This is a genomic window from Micromonospora sp. MH99 (assembly GCF_021442385.1).
Lineage (GTDB): Bacteria > Actinomycetota > Actinomycetes > Mycobacteriales > Micromonosporaceae > Micromonospora.
Genome location: NZ_MUZA01000017.1, coordinates 79005 through 94499, shown reverse-complemented (window position 1 = coordinate 94499; position 15495 = coordinate 79005). Strand labels below are relative to the sequence as shown.

At 67.2% G+C, this 15495-nt stretch carries 21 protein-coding genes; 6 read left to right on the top strand and 15 right to left on the bottom strand.

Going from position 1 to position 15495, the window contains the following annotated elements; translation table 11 throughout:
• Window positions 1-21 precede the first annotated feature (21 nt).
• The 3 genes from B0E54_RS12295 (at window position 22) to B0E54_RS12285 (ending at window position 2338) form a co-directional block, all read left to right on the top strand.
• Window positions 22-1281, top strand: coding sequence for an MFS transporter (locus tag B0E54_RS12295; protein WP_234583466.1), 1260 nt, complete (start codon window positions 22-24; stop codon window positions 1279-1281).
• 83 nt (window positions 1282-1364) lie between these two features.
• The gene (locus tag B0E54_RS12290) at window positions 1365-1892 is read left to right on the top strand and encodes a dihydrofolate reductase family protein (protein WP_234583465.1); all 528 of its coding nucleotides are present in this window, start codon (window positions 1365-1367) and stop codon (window positions 1890-1892) included.
• A 65-nt stretch (window positions 1893-1957) separates the two neighbouring features.
• Window positions 1958-2338 (top strand): hypothetical protein, encoded by a 381-nt coding sequence (locus B0E54_RS12285; protein ID WP_234583464.1) that lies wholly within the window; start codon window positions 1958-1960, stop codon window positions 2336-2338.
• A 120-nt stretch (window positions 2339-2458) separates the two neighbouring features.
• Here B0E54_RS12285 and B0E54_RS12280 read toward each other — a convergent pair whose 3' ends face one another.
• The 12 genes from B0E54_RS12280 to B0E54_RS12225 all read right to left on the bottom strand — a co-directional run bounded on the left by B0E54_RS12280 (window position 2459) and on the right by B0E54_RS12225 (window position 10653).
• Window positions 2459-3673 carry a site-specific integrase gene (locus B0E54_RS12280; RefSeq protein ID WP_234583463.1) on the bottom strand — a complete coding sequence of 405 codons (1215 nt, stop codon included), beginning with the start codon at window positions 3671-3673 and terminating at the stop codon, window positions 2459-2461.
• Between the two features lie 14 nt (window positions 3674-3687).
• Window positions 3688-3876 carry a helix-turn-helix domain-containing protein gene (locus tag B0E54_RS12275; RefSeq protein WP_234583462.1) on the bottom strand — a complete coding sequence of 63 codons (189 nt, stop codon included), beginning with the start codon at window positions 3874-3876 and terminating at the stop codon, window positions 3688-3690.
• A gap of 22 nt (window positions 3877-3898) precedes the next feature.
• Entirely contained in the window at window positions 3899-5701 is a 1803-nt protein-coding gene (locus B0E54_RS12270) for a replication initiator (protein ID WP_234583461.1), read from the bottom strand.
• Window positions 5701-5964: a hypothetical protein gene (locus B0E54_RS12265; protein WP_234583460.1), complete on the bottom strand. Its 264-nt coding sequence runs from the start codon at window positions 5962-5964 to the stop codon at window positions 5701-5703. Before B0E54_RS12265 ends, B0E54_RS12270 begins: the two co-directional genes overlap by 1 nt.
• Window positions 5961-6692, bottom strand: a complete 732-nt coding sequence (locus tag B0E54_RS12260) for a hypothetical protein (protein WP_234583459.1) — start codon at window positions 6690-6692, stop codon at window positions 5961-5963. The genes B0E54_RS12265 and B0E54_RS12260 overlap by 4 nt, the downstream gene beginning before the upstream one ends.
• A 70-nt stretch (window positions 6693-6762) precedes the next feature.
• Complete coding sequence (locus B0E54_RS12255; protein WP_374109265.1) at window positions 6763-7167, bottom strand: RRQRL motif-containing zinc-binding protein; 405 nt, start codon at window positions 7165-7167, stop codon at window positions 6763-6765.
• Entirely contained in the window at window positions 7164-7463 is a 300-nt protein-coding gene (locus tag B0E54_RS12250) for a hypothetical protein (RefSeq protein ID WP_234583458.1), read from the bottom strand. The genes B0E54_RS12255 and B0E54_RS12250 overlap by 4 nt, the downstream gene beginning before the upstream one ends.
• Window positions 7460-7900, bottom strand: coding sequence for a hypothetical protein (locus B0E54_RS12245; protein WP_234583457.1), 441 nt, complete (start codon window positions 7898-7900; stop codon window positions 7460-7462). The genes B0E54_RS12250 and B0E54_RS12245 overlap by 4 nt, the downstream gene beginning before the upstream one ends.
• A gap of 84 nt (window positions 7901-7984) precedes the next feature.
• Window positions 7985-8194, bottom strand: coding sequence for a hypothetical protein (locus B0E54_RS12240; RefSeq protein ID WP_234581989.1), 210 nt, complete (start codon window positions 8192-8194; stop codon window positions 7985-7987).
• Window positions 8191-9057: an FtsK/SpoIIIE domain-containing protein gene (locus B0E54_RS12235; RefSeq protein ID WP_234583456.1), complete on the bottom strand. Its 867-nt coding sequence runs from the start codon at window positions 9055-9057 to the stop codon at window positions 8191-8193. The genes B0E54_RS12240 and B0E54_RS12235 overlap by 4 nt, the downstream gene beginning before the upstream one ends.
• 83 nt (window positions 9058-9140) lie before the next feature.
• The gene (locus B0E54_RS12230; protein WP_234583481.1) at window positions 9141-10037 is read right to left on the bottom strand and encodes a hypothetical protein; all 897 of its coding nucleotides are present in this window, start codon (window positions 10035-10037) and stop codon (window positions 9141-9143) included.
• A gap of 298 nt (window positions 10038-10335) precedes the next feature.
• Window positions 10336-10653 carry a hypothetical protein gene (locus B0E54_RS12225; protein WP_088951025.1) on the bottom strand — a complete coding sequence of 106 codons (318 nt, stop codon included), beginning with the start codon at window positions 10651-10653 and terminating at the stop codon, window positions 10336-10338.
• A gap of 146 nt (window positions 10654-10799) precedes the next feature.
• On the opposite strand from B0E54_RS12225, the gene B0E54_RS12220 reads away from it, so the two are divergent.
• Entirely contained in the window at window positions 10800-11540 is a 741-nt protein-coding gene (locus tag B0E54_RS12220; protein ID WP_234583455.1) for a helix-turn-helix domain-containing protein, read from the top strand.
• Window positions 11541-11543: 3 nt separating this feature from the next.
• Window positions 11544-12011, top strand: a complete 468-nt coding sequence (locus B0E54_RS12215) for an NUDIX hydrolase (protein ID WP_234583454.1) — start codon at window positions 11544-11546, stop codon at window positions 12009-12011.
• Here the strand turns inward: B0E54_RS12215 and B0E54_RS12210 are convergent.
• Window positions 12008-12556, bottom strand: coding sequence for an HD domain-containing protein (locus B0E54_RS12210; protein ID WP_234583453.1), 549 nt, complete (start codon window positions 12554-12556; stop codon window positions 12008-12010). The genes B0E54_RS12215 and B0E54_RS12210 overlap by 4 nt on opposite strands.
• Before the next feature lie 588 nt (window positions 12557-13144).
• Here B0E54_RS12210 and B0E54_RS12205 point away from each other — a divergent pair.
• Window positions 13145-13792, top strand: coding sequence for a hypothetical protein (locus tag B0E54_RS12205; protein WP_234583452.1), 648 nt, complete (start codon window positions 13145-13147; stop codon window positions 13790-13792).
• A gap of 103 nt (window positions 13793-13895) precedes the next feature.
• On the opposite strand, the gene B0E54_RS12200 is transcribed toward B0E54_RS12205, so the two are convergent.
• Both B0E54_RS12200 and B0E54_RS12195 read right to left on the bottom strand, forming a co-directional pair.
• Window positions 13896-14792 carry a hypothetical protein gene (locus tag B0E54_RS12200; RefSeq protein WP_234583451.1) on the bottom strand — a complete coding sequence of 299 codons (897 nt, stop codon included), beginning with the start codon at window positions 14790-14792 and terminating at the stop codon, window positions 13896-13898.
• Between the two features lie 172 nt (window positions 14793-14964).
• Window positions 14965-15459, bottom strand: coding sequence for a YajQ family cyclic di-GMP-binding protein (locus tag B0E54_RS12195; protein ID WP_234583450.1), 495 nt, complete (start codon window positions 15457-15459; stop codon window positions 14965-14967).
• Window positions 15460-15495 lie beyond the last annotated feature (36 nt).

The window sequence follows — 15495 nt, the reverse complement described above, 5'->3', positions numbered from 1 at the left end:
GTCCCAGCGGAGGTGTACCCCGTGGCCGCACTGCGCCAGTACCTGGGTGTCTGGCGGATCCCCGGTGCGCCGATCCTGCTGATCACCGGCATCATCGGGCGACTCGGCATCGGTATGACGCCACTGGCGCTGCTGCTGGTGGTCGAGCAGATGACCGGCCGGTACGCGCTGGCCGCCGTCGCCGGCGGCATCTACGCCGTCGCCGGCGCCGCGCTCAGCCCGGTGGCCGGGCGGATCGCCGACCGGGTCGGCCCGAGCCCGGTGCTGCTCGTCACCGCCGTGGCCCACCCGCTGGCGCTCATCGGTCTGCTGCTGGCCAGCCGCCTGGGCGACGACGCCCTCGCCGCCATCTACCTGACAGCCGGCGTCGCCGGTGCGACGTACCCGCCGCTCACCGCCGCCATCCGCGGCGCCTGGAATGAACTGACGAGCCCCGCCTCCGGCCGGTACGCCCTGCGCAACACCGCCCTGGCCGCGGAGACCTCCCTGTTCGAGATCGTGTTCGTGCTCGGCCCGCTGCTCGTTGCCGGCTTCGTGCTGGTCGCCGACGCGGCCGCCGCGCTGATCGGGGCAGCGGTCGTCACCCTGGTGGGCACCACCGCCGTCGCCCTCGGTCGCGTGATGCGCGGGTGGCGTCCGCACCCGCGCGAACACCACGCCCGTGGGCTCGGCCCGCTGCGGGTCGGCGGCTTTCCGGCCCTGCTGGTCTGCGTGGCCGGGCTGGGCATCGCCTTCGGCGCCGCCGGTGTGATCGTTCCGGCGTACGCCGGCAACGCCACCACCGACGACCCGGAGAGCCTGGCCGGGCTGCTGCTGGCGGTCTGGGGGGTCGGCAGCGCGATCGGCGGCTTCTGGTTCGGCGTCCGCAGGCCGGCGCCGAACATGACCCGCCAGTTCGCCCTGCTGCTCGCCGCGCTGGCCGGCACCTTCGTGGTGTTCGCGGTGATGCCCACGCCGCTCGCGCTGGGCGTGGCCCTGGTCGTCGGTGGGGCCACCATCGCGCCGGCACTGACTCTGGAGAACACCCTGGTCGGCCGGATCGCCCCGGCCGGCATGCTGAACGAGGCGTACACCTGGGTCGTCACGGTTGCCGTGGGGGCGAGCGCCGCCGGCGGCGCGGTGGCCGGCCTGATCGTGGACTACGCCGGGGGCGTGCCGTGGGCCTTCGTCTTCGCCGGGGTGGCGGTGGCCGTCGGGGCCGCGGTCGCCGCGCTGCCCGCCGGGCCCATCGCCCGGGCAGAAGCCTCGGCGGTACGCGCCGAAGACCCCGTCCCGGTCTGACCCCTCTCCCGCGGTTCCGGCGGTTGTCGGTGCCTTCTGCCAAGGTCGGATGTGTCCCAGACTGACCTTCGACAGGGGGAACAATGGCCAAGCTGCTCTACTCCGCGACCGCGTCGCTCGACGGCTACATCGCCGGGCCGGGCGGCGACATGTCCTGGCTGACCGAGCACCTCACGATCGACAACCCGACCGCGGACCGCGTCCTGGCCAACGTCGGCGCCATCCTGGCCGGCAACCGCACCTTCGGCGGCGACGACCCGAACCGTGGCACCGACAGCGAGGGCGCGTTCGGCGGCCGGTACCACGGACCGGTGGTCGTGCTGACCCACCAACCGCCCGCCGACCCACCCGCAGACATCACGTTCGTCGGCGACCTGCACAGCGCCGTCGCCCAGGCCAAGGAGGCCGCCGGCGACAAGTACGTGAACGTCCTCGGCGCGGACGTCGCCAAGCAGTGCCTCCGGGCCGGCCTGCTCGACGAGATCCTGATCTTCTTCGCACCGGTGCTGCTCGGCGACGGGGTGCACATGTTCGACGACCCGGGCGGCGAGCGGGTGCGGTTGACGCCCATCCCGGGCGAGACCGCGCACTGGTACACCGTCGTCCGCTGACGTGGCTGCCGCCGCAGCGCTGAGCGGGGAGCCCGACGCGGACCGAGTTCGACGATGATGGCTGGATGGACCAGCCGGAGAAGGTGGTCAGCCTGCGCATGACCACGCGTCAGTGGCGCCACCTGGACGGAGCGCTCGACAGCGAGATCAGCGTCGCGGCCGAGAACGGCGATCCTCGCCAGACCGTCTCAGCGGCGAGCGGGATCCGCAGAGCAGGATGGGACCAGATCGCCCACTGGGTGCCCGACGTCGCCCGCTCCCGCGACTGGCCGCCGGACGACGAGGAGATCGTCGCCCAGCTGTCCCGCGGAGACTGGGCGCTGGCCGCCGAGTGCGCCGCGCACTGGGCCGCTGTCGCCGCCAGCGTGGGGCACGAGCAGGAGGCGGCCGTGCTCCGTGGTGTCCAGGCTCTCGTCGTCGAGGGACTCACCGCCGGCTCAGCCTGATCAGCGAGGGTGCAGGGCAGGCCGACGGAACGTGGCCGGCCCCGCCGCTTCCCGTTACCGGTAGTTGGTGAACTGGAGTGATACCGCCCGCCACCAGTCAAAACGCAGCCATGATCGCTGCTAGGCCGTCGCCAGGCCGTCCGAGGGCGACCCGAACACCTTGTCCACAGCACGCCGTGTGCGGTCCTCGCTGGCCGGCATCAAGTGCGTGTACGTGCGTAGGGTGAAGCCCGGGTCGGCGTGGCCCAGGTACTCCGACAGCGCCTTGACGCTCTCCCCAGCGTCGAGAAGAACGGAGGCGTAGAAGTGCCGCAGCGCGTGCATCCCGGTGGCCCGCGACGACTGAATCCCGGCAGCCGCCAACGCGGGATGCCAGGAGTCCCGGTTGAACGTGTGCCGGTCCATGGCGACGTTTGTGCGCCCGTGGACGACCAGGTTGACCGTGACCGGAGGACCGCCGGGTACCTCCCACGGCAGCGTCACCGGCACTGGAGGGAACGCCTCCAGGTGACTGGTAAGGGCTGTCCCCACCGATGCGGGCAACGGGATGTCTCGCGTCTTGCGACCTTTGGGCAGCGCGTAGACGAGCCGGCTACCCACGATCTTCAACTGACGGACGACATGCAGGGTGCCCCGAAGGAAGTCGATGTCTTCCACGGCCAGGGCCAGAACTTCACCTTGACGAAGTCCGCAGCCCGCGCCCAAATCGACGGCCACACGGTAGCGCGCCGGCAGGCCGGCGCGGATGCCGAGCACCTGTTCCCGGGACCAGGGCACCACCTTGCGAGGCGGCACCTTCGGTGGCCGGACAGTCTTCGCATGGCATGGGTTGCGAGCGATCCGACCGTCGTCGACAGCCGCGTTGAGGATCGTGGCGACATTGCTGTAGGCAACGACGCGGTATGTGGCCGCCAAGCCGAGTTGCTGTAGTGAGCGGTCCAGCTCGCGCAGGTGAGTCGGCAGGATCGCGGCGAGGGATCGGCTACCGAGGAACGGGAGAATGTGCCGGCGTAGCCGCCGCTCTGTTGCTTCCCGGGTCGACTCGTCGAAGGTCTGTGCGGCCAACCACTGCTCGGCATACTGACGAAACGTCAGCTTCCCGGCGGCTGGGTCAATATAGGTGCCCCGCAGCTTGTCCGACTCCACCGACACGAGAAATGCCTCGGCGGCCCGTTTCTCCTTGTCCGGGAACGACTTCGACCGCTCCCGGCCATCCGGCGCGATATACCGAACCCGGTAACGGAGCCCCTTCCCATGAAGAGGGGTCTTGACCCGTTCCGACTTGCCCTCCGGGCGGACAACGACCTTGTACCAGCGATCTTCGACGTGAGCCAACGACGTTCCTCCCCTCAGGCTGCGGCTTGCTGCTCGAACCAGGCCCGGACCGCCTCCGGGTCGTAGCGCAGATGCCGACCGACGCGGCCGGCGGGCGGACCTATCCGGCGCTTACGCCACGTGTAGAGGGTCTGGACCGGGACGCCGAGGTAGGCCGATACGTCTTCGACGGTCCAGAGCTTGAGCGGTTGTGCGGTGGTCATGTCGTCTCCCGTAGTCGAGGGGTCAAGCGGCAGCCGGCACGGTGCCGGCGGGGGTGGTGTTGAGTTCGTGGGCGAGTTCTTCGCGGCCGGTGGTTCGTCGCTCTCGTGCCATGGCGGCGGCGGTGTTGGCGAGCAGCGCGTCTCCGGTGGTGTGCCAGCCGACGCCGGCGAAGGTGAGGGTGCCGACGATGAGCGTCGTGTCGTCCTCGTCGAGGTGGTCGACAGCGCGCAGGGTGCCGGGTTGCTCGTCGGCCTGGTCCTCGTGCTCGTGTCGGCGGAAGCTGACGCGGGTGTCGCGCAGGAGTTGGAAGGTGACGGAGTAGCGGCGGGCTTTGGTGAGGAAGTGGCCGCCGTAGCCGAGCATGTGTGCCCATCGCCGCAGCCGGGCGTAGGGGTTGCCCGTGGCTGGCTTCGTGGGTTCGGCGTCAAGGGCGGCTTGACGCGCGGCGATGCAGACGGGGCAGGCGGCGTAGCGGGTGTGGGTGCCGCAGTCGGGGCACTCCCAGCGCTTCACGAAGCCTGGCGCAGGCCGGTGGTCCCGGGGTCGTTGTGAGAGCGGAACGGGTGTGCCGACCGGTCGGCCGATGCGCCAGCAGGCGTCGATGAGGCGGGCGATGTGGTCGCCGTCGGGGTCGGCGTAGTCGCCGATCGAATCGGCGTCGAGCCTGACGGAGTGGTGCCCGGTTACCTCGGTGCTTTTGGTGGCGTACTTGGCAAGGTAGCCGGCGACGAGGCTGTCGGTGACTTCTCCCGTCCCGCTGGTGGTGATGGGCTCCAGGTCGAGTTGCTCGCCCCAGACGATGGGCCAGCCCTCGGGCCGGTCGGGGTGCGGTGGGGTGGTGTAGGCAATCTGCGCGGCGGCGTGGCGCAGCGCGTCGATGAGGTCGTCGACGGAGAACCCGGGCGGCGGCGGAACGATTGCGTCGGGGTCGGCGGGGTTGACACCGTCGAGGCGGGCGATGGCGTGAAAGTGCACCGCTGCCCGAGCTTGGAGTTCGGCGACCTTCCCGGGTGAGAGCCGGACCGGAGCGACCTTGCGGACCTTTCCGGAGGGGGTGACCAGCTCGACGCGGGGGATGCCGCGCTGGCGGGCGAGGTGGGCGAGGTGGCGTTCCGCGGCTTGCTTGGTGCGGTGCCACAGCTTGCCGGAGAACAGGTTCCACACGACCTGGTGGTCGTGGTCGTAGCAGTCCAGGCACAACGGCCGCCCGATCACCGTGTCGCCGGTCTCGTGGCGTGCCCAGCAGACAGCCGGGCGGTTGTGGGCGCAGAGCCCGGCGGTGGGGTCGGTGGCGCGGCGGGCGTGGCATGGTTCTGCCCGGCAGTCGCAGCGTTTGCGGTTGACGCAGGTGTGCCTTTTGACCGACCGGTTGTGCACGGTGCCGAAGGACGGTGCGGTGAACGTGGCGAACACCGCCGGGTGCGCGGCGACGGTGTCGGGGATGCCTTTGCCGCCGACGAGGCCAGCTCGTAGGAGTTGGAAGGCGTCGCGTTGGTAGGTCTGTGCGCAGGCGGGACAGACCGTCGCGCGGCGGTTGCCGCACGCCTTGTAGATCGCGGCGTCGGGCATGGCGTCGGTGTGCCGGGCGTCGAGGAGCCGGCCGGTGGTGGGCTCCACGGTGAGCAGCTGCCCGGCCAGCCGGATCGGGCGGGTGCAGGCGGCGGCAGCGCGGACGTGTTCCAGCCACCCGAAGTAGTCCGGTTGCTGGGCGCGGGTGAACGCGGAGCCGGCGGCGGTGTAGCCGACGTAGGGACTGGTGGTGTCGGCGTTCGAGCCCACACCCCGGGCCGAAGCGCGGGGTGTGAGGTCCAGCGTCGAATCCATCAGGCAGCCTCAGTGAGGTGCCGGTTGGTGATGGTGTGTTGGGTGACGATGATGCGGCAGGCGCCGCACTGGCGGTCGGCCGGTTCGTGCCGGTGACAGGCGATGGTGGCGGTCGTGTCGCCGCAGCGGATGGTGACCGGGTTCCGGCAGGGTCCGCCGGGGATGACGTGGATGACGGTGCGTCGGGTGTCGTAGGGGTGTGGCTCGGCGAAGGCCGGGCAGGTGTGGAAGGTGTAGTCGATGTCGACGACGTGGATGGTCATCGGGCACCACCTGTGACGGGGGTGCCGTTGACGGCCGGGGTGTGGCCGGTGATGGTGTGCAGCAGTTCCCGGGCGATGTCCGGGGTGACCGAGAGCAGGCTGGCGAGTTCGTCGGTGGTGATGGGTCGGCCGGTGCTCTGTTCGTGGCGTCCGATGACGAATCGGGCGGTAGGCATCAGGTGCGCCGGGACCTCGGGTCGGGCGGCCGGGATCGGGGTGAAGGCGGGTGCCGTGATGGCGGCCGGGACTGTTGCCTGTGGGGTATCGACGACCGGCTCAGATGTCGGCGGGGTGTCGACGGCGGGCGGAGTAGCCGGAGTGGTGTCGGCGGTCGGGGTCGTCGCCGGAGCAAGGACGAGTTTGACCAGGGCCATGAACGCCAGCGCGGGAACCGCCGAGAGGAGCCACCCGGACGGGCCGGGTTTGGCAACGGCGAGTTGCGCGGCCAGTGACAGGCCAGCGGCGGCGAGGAGCAGGACCATCGGGTAGCCGATGGGTGCGCCGGTGCGGCGGCGTCGGCGGATGGTGAGCAGGGCGGCGATTGGGACGAGTTCGGAGATGACGGCGTTGGCCCAGCCGAACCAGCCCGGGGTGTTGGCGGGGCTGTTGGCCATGGTCCAGTCGTGGACGTGGGTGAACGACGCGGCCCCGGCGGAGCCGCCGACGGCGATAAGGATGAGGACCAGGACCAGGCCCTCCAAGCGGGTGGCGGCTGGTTCGCGGTTCATCGGATGCCGCCCATGTAGGCCATGGCGATGCCGATGAGCAGGATGACGGCGAAGGTGATCAGGACAGCCATTAGTGGCCTCCGTGGCAGTCGAGGCAGCAGCCGTAGCGGCGGGGGATGTAGTAGGGCTTCACCTGCTCGCAGGTCCGGCAGGTCCGGCGAGCGAGCAGGGCTTTAGCGATGGCTTCCCGCTGGGCAGGCGTGGCGGTGCGTTTGGGTGCGGCGAGGTCGGTGCGGTAGAGGTACGCGACCCGCCGGTTGGTGCGGTGCCGCCAATAGATCTGCGCGACCGGGTCATGTCCTCCAGGACGAAGGCCAGCGGCGCGGAGTTGACGCACGGTGGCCAGGCCGGCAGGGGCGCAGCGGTAGGGGAAGGTGGGGAACCCGTAGCGGGTGCCGAGCGGGTCGTAGAACTCGACCCGAATGCCGGTCCGGTCGGCCAGGTTGTCCAGGTCGACGGCGCGGAGATCAGTCATGGCTTGTCTCCCCAGCGCTGTTGAGCGGCTTGGCGGGAGATGCCGAGGCGGGAGCCGATTTCGGCCCAGGAGTAGCCGAACGCGCGCAGGCCGATCACGGCCTCACCGATCGCGTCGTCAATGACCGACGACAGGGTGATGAGGTCACGGAGTGCTTCCACATCGCCGGTGGCGACGCGGCGGCCGTGGGCGCGGATGATGCGCCGAGCGAAGCCGGCGAACTCGTCGTTCTCGACGACATCCCGGCGCTTCTGTCGAGGAACGGAAGGCGTCAAGGGACGCTTGACGGCGCTCATCGGTTCTCGTCCCCCGTGATGTGGAGGGAGTCCCATTCGGTGGCAGCCGCCGTAAGGGCGGTGATGACCTGCTCGGCGGTGCGGGCCGGATCGTCGTTCCACGAGTACGGGGAGGTGTGCTCATCGAGCAGGTAGCCGTCCTCGTCGATGAGGAAGACCGGGGCGGTGGTGTCGAGGTAGTCGACGAACGCGCCCAGGGCGGCGAGGTAGTCGGCGAGGGCGTCGGGGTCGAGCTGGGAGAAGTGCTCGACGGTGTGTCCGGCGCAGGCGATGCCGATGGCCCCGGCGGCGCAGGCCGGCGGGGTGAGGGTCTCGGTGGAGTTGGCGTAGTAGGTGCCCTGGTGCCAGCCGTGCCGGCGCAGGTAGAGGGCAGCCATCCGCAGCAGAGCGGCCGGTGTGACCGGTGCTGCGGTGGGTGGGTTCTGGGTAGCCTTCATGGCAACCACGTCCTTTCAGAAGGGCTTGGTAGGAGGTCGGCAGGACCGGCGAGCTTGCGAGGCAGATCCGGTCCTGTCGGCCGATTAGTGAGTGCGCAGCCGCAGGTAGCGGCGGTGGCGGGTGTCGTCGCCGCCCATCGGGGTCGGCGGGGACAGGTAGACGAGTCGGCCGCTGGCCGAGGCGGCGCGGACCATGACGGCGATGTCCTCGGGACGGCCGACGATCCACAGTTCGGTGAACTGGGCGGCCCGCTGGTTGTTGGCCTTGGCGTAGGCGCGTTCGCGCGTGGTCATGCCGCCATCTCCCATTCGGTGGGGTTGACCGTCGGGGTGCTGATCGTGGGGCGGCGGGTCCAGGCGGCGTAGTCGGCGATGTTGTAGATGTCGGTGTCGGTGAGGTAGGCGGCCTTGATGCGGCGGGGAACGCCGCCTTCGGCCAGGAGGTAAGCCGCGCCCTGGTTGGTGGGGCTGATGTCGGAGGCGGTGTAGCCCTGCTCGGCCCAGCCCTGACCGAGGATGATGTTCGAGCTGTTCAGCGAGGTGCAGCGGAACGCGGCGCGGTAGCCGAACAGGTCCCGCAGGCTGGCGGGGATGATGTCCCACGATGGGCGCTGGGTGGCGGCGACGACGGGCATGCCGCAGGCGCGGCCGAGGGAGACGAGCCCTCGCAGGAGGGTGGAGAACTCTTCCTGTTGTGCCTTGGTGCCGAGGACGGTGGAGAACATGGCGAGTTCGTCGATGATGGTGACGATGACGGACATGCCGTCGCCGTCGGCGAGCTTGCGGCGCCGGTTTGCCAGGAGCCAGGCGTAGCGGTTGGTGGCCACGACCAGGAGGCGACGCAGGACGTCAATGCCCTGGTCGATGTCGGGGCCGATGAACGCGTCGGCGAGGTCGCGCCAGGGGCCGAGTTCGACGAGTTTGGCGTCGAAGAGCACGAGGCGGGTGTTGTCGCACAGGGCGGCGTGGCCGCAGATGTTGTTGATGAGGCCGGACTTGCCGCCGCCGGGTTCGCCTGCGGTGAGCAGGTTGCGGTAGATGACGTCGAGGTAGACGGGTTGGCCGAACTCGTCGATCCCGATGAAGATCGGGTCGAACATCGACAGGCCAGGACCCACCGGCACCGCTTCAGCGGTGGTGGGAATCGTGGTGGTCATGAGATTGCCCTCCTGGGCGTTGTGGGCGCGAGGAGCCACACGAACGAGCCGCCATGGCTCCTCGCGTCCGGGTTGGGTTGGGGTCAGATCCAGTCGGAGGTGTCGTCGTCCTCGACGGACGACGCGGACGAAGCCGCGGGCTTGCTGCCGTTGGCAGTCGTGGTGGCGGCCGGCTTCTTGCCGGCGGGCTTGCCCTGGGTCGGGAGGGTGACCGTCGGCATGTCGATGTCCGGCAGGTCCAGGGCGGTGGGGACCGTCAGCGGCGATGCCGAGACGGGCGCGGTCGGGTCGATCACGTCGACCAGGGGTGAACCGACGTGGGCGGTGAGCACCTCCCGGCGTTTGATGTCGAACCGCAGGTAGGCGGCGTTGTTCTCCGAAGCGCGCTCGATGAGCACGGTGGAGGCGTGGCAGGTGACCGCGATCTTGTCGAGGCGACCTTCCAGGTCCTTGGCGGACAGGCCGGGCCGCAGGTAGACCCAGACCCGTTCACCAACCGGTGTCGGGCGTGCCCAGAGGATCAGCGGCAGCGAACCGGACTGGTTGGCGATGATGAACTGCGCGAAACACACCCGCAGCCGATGCCTCACCACCAGACACCAACCCCAGGCGACGACCTGACGGCGGACCGGGCGGATGGCGGCGGGAACGCCGACGACCAGGGCGACCACGATCAGGGTCACCACGGTTGGGGTGTGGTTGGCGAGCTGCACCCACGCGGTGAGCAGCACGACGCCGAGGATGGTTTCCGGGGTCCACCACCACAGCAGCCGGATCACCGGCCAGATCCGGACGAGCAGCCAGACGAGGCCGCCGGTCGGGACGCCGATCAGCGCGCCGACGATGACGGCGAGGATCGGGTGAATGGAGGAGGCGGCCACCACGGCCGCGAGGAGGCCGACGATGACCGCCGTGAGGATGAACGCCATGCGGGCGTTACGTGCGGAGGAACGGTGGACCTTGGCCTCGATGACCGTCACCGTTCCGGTTGACCTGCCGGCGAACCGGCGGGGGCTAGACTTGGACACGACGAGTCCTCCCAAGTGCAAGTTGGGTTGGATGAGTTGGAGGGCGACGGGGTCGGGTGATGTAGGAGTCAGACCGACCCCGCGCCAACTTCCACGGGGATGCCACCACCACAGGTGATGACCAGGTTCGGGAATGTAGGAGTCAGAAGCACTCCCGAACCGATCTTGTGGATTTAGTTCAGCGGACCATCAGGCCGCTTCGGCGAGCCACGGACACCAGCGGCTCACACAGCACAGCGGTGCGAGGGACCTACTTGGCCGGAGAACCAGTCTTCGGCTTCAGCGAGACCGCCCGGAACGCGACGCCGTTACGCCCGTTGGTCGCCCACGGAATGGCCTCCAACTGCTCGACAGCCAGGAAGTCGCCCACCTTCACGCTCGGCTTCTCTCCCGCCGTGGTGATGGTGATGACCTCCCCGCCGTTCTCGTCGAGCACGAAGACCTGGGTGGACCACATGAGCCGGCCCGTGTTCTTCTCGGACTTCTGATTGCCGTTCTGGTCGTTCTTCGGCTCCGGGTCCTTCGACGCCGTCACCTGCTTGCTCGTGGTGTCCACGTACAGCTTCACAACAAACCTCCTGTGTCTGAGCGCGTCCCCAGTGGACGACTGCTCCTGCTCTAAGAAAACATCGACGCGGGTGACGCCGAAACGCCTTTGCATGGACGCTTGGGACGTTTATAGTGATGGAAACGTCCCCACCGTGAGGAGCGACGATGGCCAACGATCGTCTGCGAGACGCGCTTGACCGGTCCCGGGTATCGCCGGCCGAGCTAGCGCTTCTCACTGAGTGCGACGTAAAGACCGTGAGCCGCTGGCTCGCTGGCAGGGTTCCGCATCCTCGCACCCGTTTTATGATCGCGAAGCGATTGAAGGAAGACGAAAACTTCCTGTGGCCGGGAGCGCAGAGAGCCACCGACGACGTATCAAATTCCGCCGGGATGGTGCAGTTCTATCCCACACGAGGAGCGGTGCCGCCGAACCTCTGGGACCGGCTACTCGACGCAGCGACAGCAGACGTGGGCATTCTTGTCTACGTGGGAATGTTCCTTACTGAGAAGCCTGACCTCTTGGAGCGCATGCACAAGAAGGCGGCTGCTGGCGCGAGGATACGCATACTGCTTGGCGAACGGGAAAGCATCGCGGTCAAACAGCGAAGTGTTGATGAGGGGATCGGGCCAGAAACGATCTCGGCAAAAATCGACCAGGCCAATGCTTTCTTTGGCTCGCTGACGGACGTGCCGAACATCGAGATGCGGAACCATTCAACAGTGCTCTACAACTCTATCTACCGCTTTGACAACGACATGATCGTTAATCCTCATGTCTACGGTAAGACCGCACCCATGGCACCGGCGATGCATCTCCGCAAGACGGCAACGCACGGCCTCTTCAACACGTACTCGGACAGCTTCGAGGCAGTCTGGCGATCGGCAACACGCGAAAGCAGGAGCTAGTTGATGCCCAAGACTGACTTCCTAAACGACCCAACCGCGCCTCTGGCCAATTCCCTGGTGGTGGCCGTGACAGTCTTCGTCCAGAACGAACGAGGGAATGTCCTGCTCATCAGACGATCTGATAACAGCCTCTGGGCCTTGCCCGGTGGAGCGCAGGACGTCGGAGAGTCGACCGCGCAGGCAGCCGTGCGTGAAGTCGAGGAGGAGACGGGCCTCCACGTCGAACTCACCGGGATCTCTGGCATCTACTCGGACCCTGCTCACGTTATCGCCTATGACGACGGCGAGGTGCGGCAGGAATTTTCGATCTGCCTACGAGCCCGGGTAATCGGCGGCCAGCTCCGTACTAGCAGCGAATCTTCAGAGGTGAAATGGGTCGACCCGGAGAGCGTCCAGACTCTCCCGATCCATCCGTCCATGCTCCTACGGATCGAACACGGCTTGGAGGACAGACCACCCTACCTGGGTTAGCCGGCGAATTCGCGAAGTCGGCTCGTCGTTCTGGCAATAGCATCTGCCAGGTCACGCTGGGCGCTGTCTATGAAAACGGTTACTAAGTCACCCGGACCGTACCGCTCCTTGATCTCGGTAACCCTACTTACGAAATCCGTCGGCTCTCCGTCAGGCGTTGTGGTGAGATCGCACATCCACAACGCGTCTCTGACCGGCCCTTCTTCGTCCTGAAAGTCGGCCAGTTGTCCTGCCAAGCCTCGGAGACGCGCCTCTCTGACGGCGCAGGAGTGATGCGCGACGAGATGAACGAGTCGATCCGGCGCGTCTATACCCCTCAGATAGACCGCGCCATCAAGGGGATGAAATCCAGTCATCGCCAAGTGAGGGGCATAGCCGACATCGTGCAGGATCGCTGCGGCTTCGAGCAGAGCGACGTCATCACCGACAGCTGCGGCGAGGGTCTGTGCCTTCTGAGCGACGCCCTGGACGTGAGCCCAGCGGCGAGGCAGGGTGCTCGCCAGGTTTCGACGGGAGACCTCGTAGGCCCACGGAACCAGCGACATGGATAGACGATAACGCCGTTGCTAGCCCTTCAGCACTACCCATTCGTACGGCTAGCCGGCCGGACTGCCGGCGATGTTGTGCAAAGTTTCTGTACGTCTTCAAGGCGGCCCTGAACGGGCCGCACGCGCCGCCGCCTGGGCGCGCGTCCGTCGCTCCGCTGGCGCTCCGACTCCGGCCACGCAATACGCCCGGCGGCTGGCGCGGAAGCGGGAAGCCCAAGGGGCCGCCGCAACACGACAGGGCGGTTGACCGAGTGGTGGTGAGCCGACAGCCGGCCGGGCCGCGCGGCCACGAGCCCGCGCAGCGTAGGGGAGCGCACGCCAGCCGCGCCGGCAAGCTGGCGGCGGTCGCGGGATTGGGGCTACTGCGCCTCCGGCGGGGGCGCTCGGGCTCCGAGATGGTTGCAACCCCGTCGGCGGGTTGCGGTCCGCGGGTGGTTGCGCGGGCCATCCCGTCAGCCGACGACCCGGGCGAGCCGAGCAGACCACCGCCCGACCCGCCAGCGTCCGACCGTGCGTCAAGGCCGTCTTGACATGGCGGGCCGGGCGGCGGCCCACTCCCCACAGGGCGGGTCGACGGCAGACGGGATGGCGCAGCTCTCGTCAGGGGTTGCGGCCACCGCCTATCTTCCTGCTGTGAGCTTTATTGACAGCATGTCGCTGATCAGTGACCTTGATTTAGGAGATGTCCCGGCGTGGGGTTCATTTGTCACCACTCTAGGTGCGTTCGTAGCCGCAATCTGGGCGGGCAGGACAGCCCGGAGACTTTATGAGCGAGAGTCAGCACGCGATCAGCGCGCGGAGGAAGACCGGCGTGAGCGCTCGGAGGAGCAGCGAAGAGCCCAAGCTGTGCAGGTTTGTGGATGGTTCGGCACCACGCCGATAACGGGGGTTATGGGCGGGTCCTGGTGTGCTTGGATGCAGAACGCGTCCCGTGTTCCTGTTCACGATGTGAAAGTCGAATTCTACTTCCGCAAGTTTGGCACGGAGGAGGAGCCGGACTTGAGGGATACGAAGTTGATGAGCGTTCTTCCACCCGCAACTGAGCCGAGGGTTGTTATCCCTGACGGTGACCTGACCCGTGAGACGGGCGAGCTGGACGCATACGGCGATCCTGTGGTTTTGGAAACAACTAAAGACTTTGCCGTAGCGATCGAATTTACTGATGCAGCGGGGTATCGCTGGCGGCGCAACATACGCGGTCAACTGACGGAGTTGCCGATTAAGGAGCACTGATGCGCGAGCAGTGCGCCTGACTGTCTGAGCCTATGGCCGTCGGCCAACTCGATTTGCGAGCTGAGGGTGGGAGTTTGCCGGATGGGCCGGACCCGCTCGCGGCTCAACCACTAAAGTCGTTCGGTGTCATAAATGTCGATATGTCTGAACTCGGCGTGCACGGCTCGGCCAGCCGTCGTGCTCGTTCGTCTTCGCTGATCTCACGTCGTGGATGTGGTACGTACTCAGCATCGACCCAGCCACAGTGCCCACAAACGCCAGCGACCACCCGGTAGGACTGGCAGGACTCGCATCGGACGCTCAACCGAGCGTGGCGCAACCGTGCAGCACTGAACATGCCTAATAAGTGCTCCACCATCTTGAGCGCGATCTCCGCATCTATCCGTGCGGCGTTCTTGGCATGTGTTAGGCCGTTGGTGTATGACCACGTCTCTATCGAAATAGCCTTTAGATAAGATCGCAGTTTCGCGGACGAATCGCCCGGTGCAAGGCGATTCGCCAAGTGTTCCACCCAGCCTTTAAAATCCGCCTTTTTCGGCGGCGGGGTGCCGTCCGGCACCAGACTTTCATCGGCAGTTTCGTCGATGAATGATACGAGGCACTCCCGCAGCCGCATGCCGACGGCCTGGAAGTTCTCGGCCTCATCGCCGCTATCGTAGGCATCAAACGCTTGCTGCCAACGTCGCCATGATCCCGGCAGAAGCTCAGCGTGAGGTTCGGCGACTGGAACTTCACGCTCCTGCTGATAGGACAGTCGTAGAGCCAAGCCGACATGGAATGTCAATACGACATCGCGGCTCTTGAAGTCGACTTGGCTGTACAGATACATCGGTTCCGTGACAACCCACCAGCGACTACCGGTGCAGTGCACATCCCAGATGTCGTGCCGCACAGGTCCTACCAGCTCGGACGCGGCCTTCTCAAGGTGGACAACCTCTTCATTGGCCTGGTCCCGGACATAGGCACGGACTGCCTCTTGCTCACGCTTGCTGGGGCGCATGTGGCATGCCTTCCGACTGGTGCCATCGGGCCCACGTCGACGAGGGTCAGGCTCAGGCCGTCCCTAGGCCGTCGGAGGCCGATCATGAGCGACTAACGACAACCACTGGTGACGACGTCTACCCAGGTGACAAGGCGTGGTGCGGCTCATGACCAGGCCAGCCACCGCCTCCTTACCTGTAGTTGGTGAACTGGAGAGCGACGCCGAAGTCCTCGCCCTTGAGCAGCGAGATGACCGCCTGGAGGTCGTCCCGCTTCTTGCCGGTGACGCGCAGCTGGTCGCCCTGGATTTGCGCCTGAACGCCCTTGGGGCCCTCGTCGCGGATCTTCTTGCTGATCGCCTTGGCCTTGTCCGTCTCGATGCCCTGGATCACCTTGCAGTCGATCTTGAACACCTTGCCGGACGGGCGTGCCTCGCCGGCGTCCAGCGACTTCAGCGAGATGTTCCGCTTGACCAGCTTCTCCTTGAAGACGTCCAGCGCGGCGAGGACGCGCTCCTCGGTCTCTGCCTGGAGGCCGATCGCCTCCTCACCCGACCAGGAGATCTCCGCGCCCGTGCCGCGGAAGTCGAACCGCGTCGAGAGCTCCTTCTCCGCCTGGCGAAGGGCGTTGTCGACCTCCTGGCGGTCGACCTTGCTCACGATGTCGAATGACGGGTTCGCTGGCATGCTTCTGCTCCTGCTGTCGGGCGGTCTGGGCGTGCC

Coding starts and splice junctions, on each gene's coding strand:
- B0E54_RS12290 (WP_234583465.1), top strand. CDS start 1,365: ATGGCCAAGCTGCTCTACTCCGCGACCGCGTCGCTCGACGGCTACATC.
- B0E54_RS12285 (WP_234583464.1), top strand. CDS start 1,958: ATGGACCAGCCGGAGAAGGTGGTCAGCCTGCGCATGACCACGCGTCAG.
- B0E54_RS12275 (WP_234583462.1), bottom strand. CDS start 3,876: ATGACCACCGCACAACCGCTCAAGCTCTGGACCGTCGAAGACGTATCG.
- B0E54_RS12270 (WP_234583461.1), bottom strand. CDS start 5,701: ATGGATTCGACGCTGGACCTCACACCCCGCGCTTCGGCCCGGGGTGTG.
- B0E54_RS12265 (WP_234583460.1), bottom strand. CDS start 5,964: ATGACCATCCACGTCGTCGACATCGACTACACCTTCCACACCTGCCCG.
- B0E54_RS12260 (WP_234583459.1), bottom strand. CDS start 6,692: ATGAACCGCGAACCAGCCGCCACCCGCTTGGAGGGCCTGGTCCTGGTC.
- B0E54_RS12255 (WP_374109265.1), bottom strand. CDS start 7,167: ATGACTGATCTCCGCGCCGTCGACCTGGACAACCTGGCCGACCGGACC.
- B0E54_RS12250 (WP_234583458.1), bottom strand. CDS start 7,463: ATGAGCGCCGTCAAGCGTCCCTTGACGCCTTCCGTTCCTCGACAGAAG.
- B0E54_RS12245 (WP_234583457.1), bottom strand. CDS start 7,900: ATGAAGGCTACCCAGAACCCACCCACCGCAGCACCGGTCACACCGGCC.
- B0E54_RS12240 (WP_234581989.1), bottom strand. CDS start 8,194: ATGACCACGCGCGAACGCGCCTACGCCAAGGCCAACAACCAGCGGGCC.
- B0E54_RS12235 (WP_234583456.1), bottom strand. CDS start 9,057: ATGACCACCACGATTCCCACCACCGCTGAAGCGGTGCCGGTGGGTCCT.
- B0E54_RS12220 (WP_234583455.1), top strand. CDS start 10,800: ATGGCCAACGATCGTCTGCGAGACGCGCTTGACCGGTCCCGGGTATCG.
- B0E54_RS12215 (WP_234583454.1), top strand. CDS start 11,544: ATGCCCAAGACTGACTTCCTAAACGACCCAACCGCGCCTCTGGCCAAT.
- B0E54_RS12210 (WP_234583453.1), bottom strand. CDS start 12,556: ATGTCGCTGGTTCCGTGGGCCTACGAGGTCTCCCGTCGAAACCTGGCG.
- B0E54_RS12205 (WP_234583452.1), top strand. CDS start 13,145: ATGGCGCAGCTCTCGTCAGGGGTTGCGGCCACCGCCTATCTTCCTGCT.
- B0E54_RS12200 (WP_234583451.1), bottom strand. CDS start 14,792: ATGCGCCCCAGCAAGCGTGAGCAAGAGGCAGTCCGTGCCTATGTCCGG.
- B0E54_RS12195 (WP_234583450.1), bottom strand. CDS start 15,459: ATGCCAGCGAACCCGTCATTCGACATCGTGAGCAAGGTCGACCGCCAG.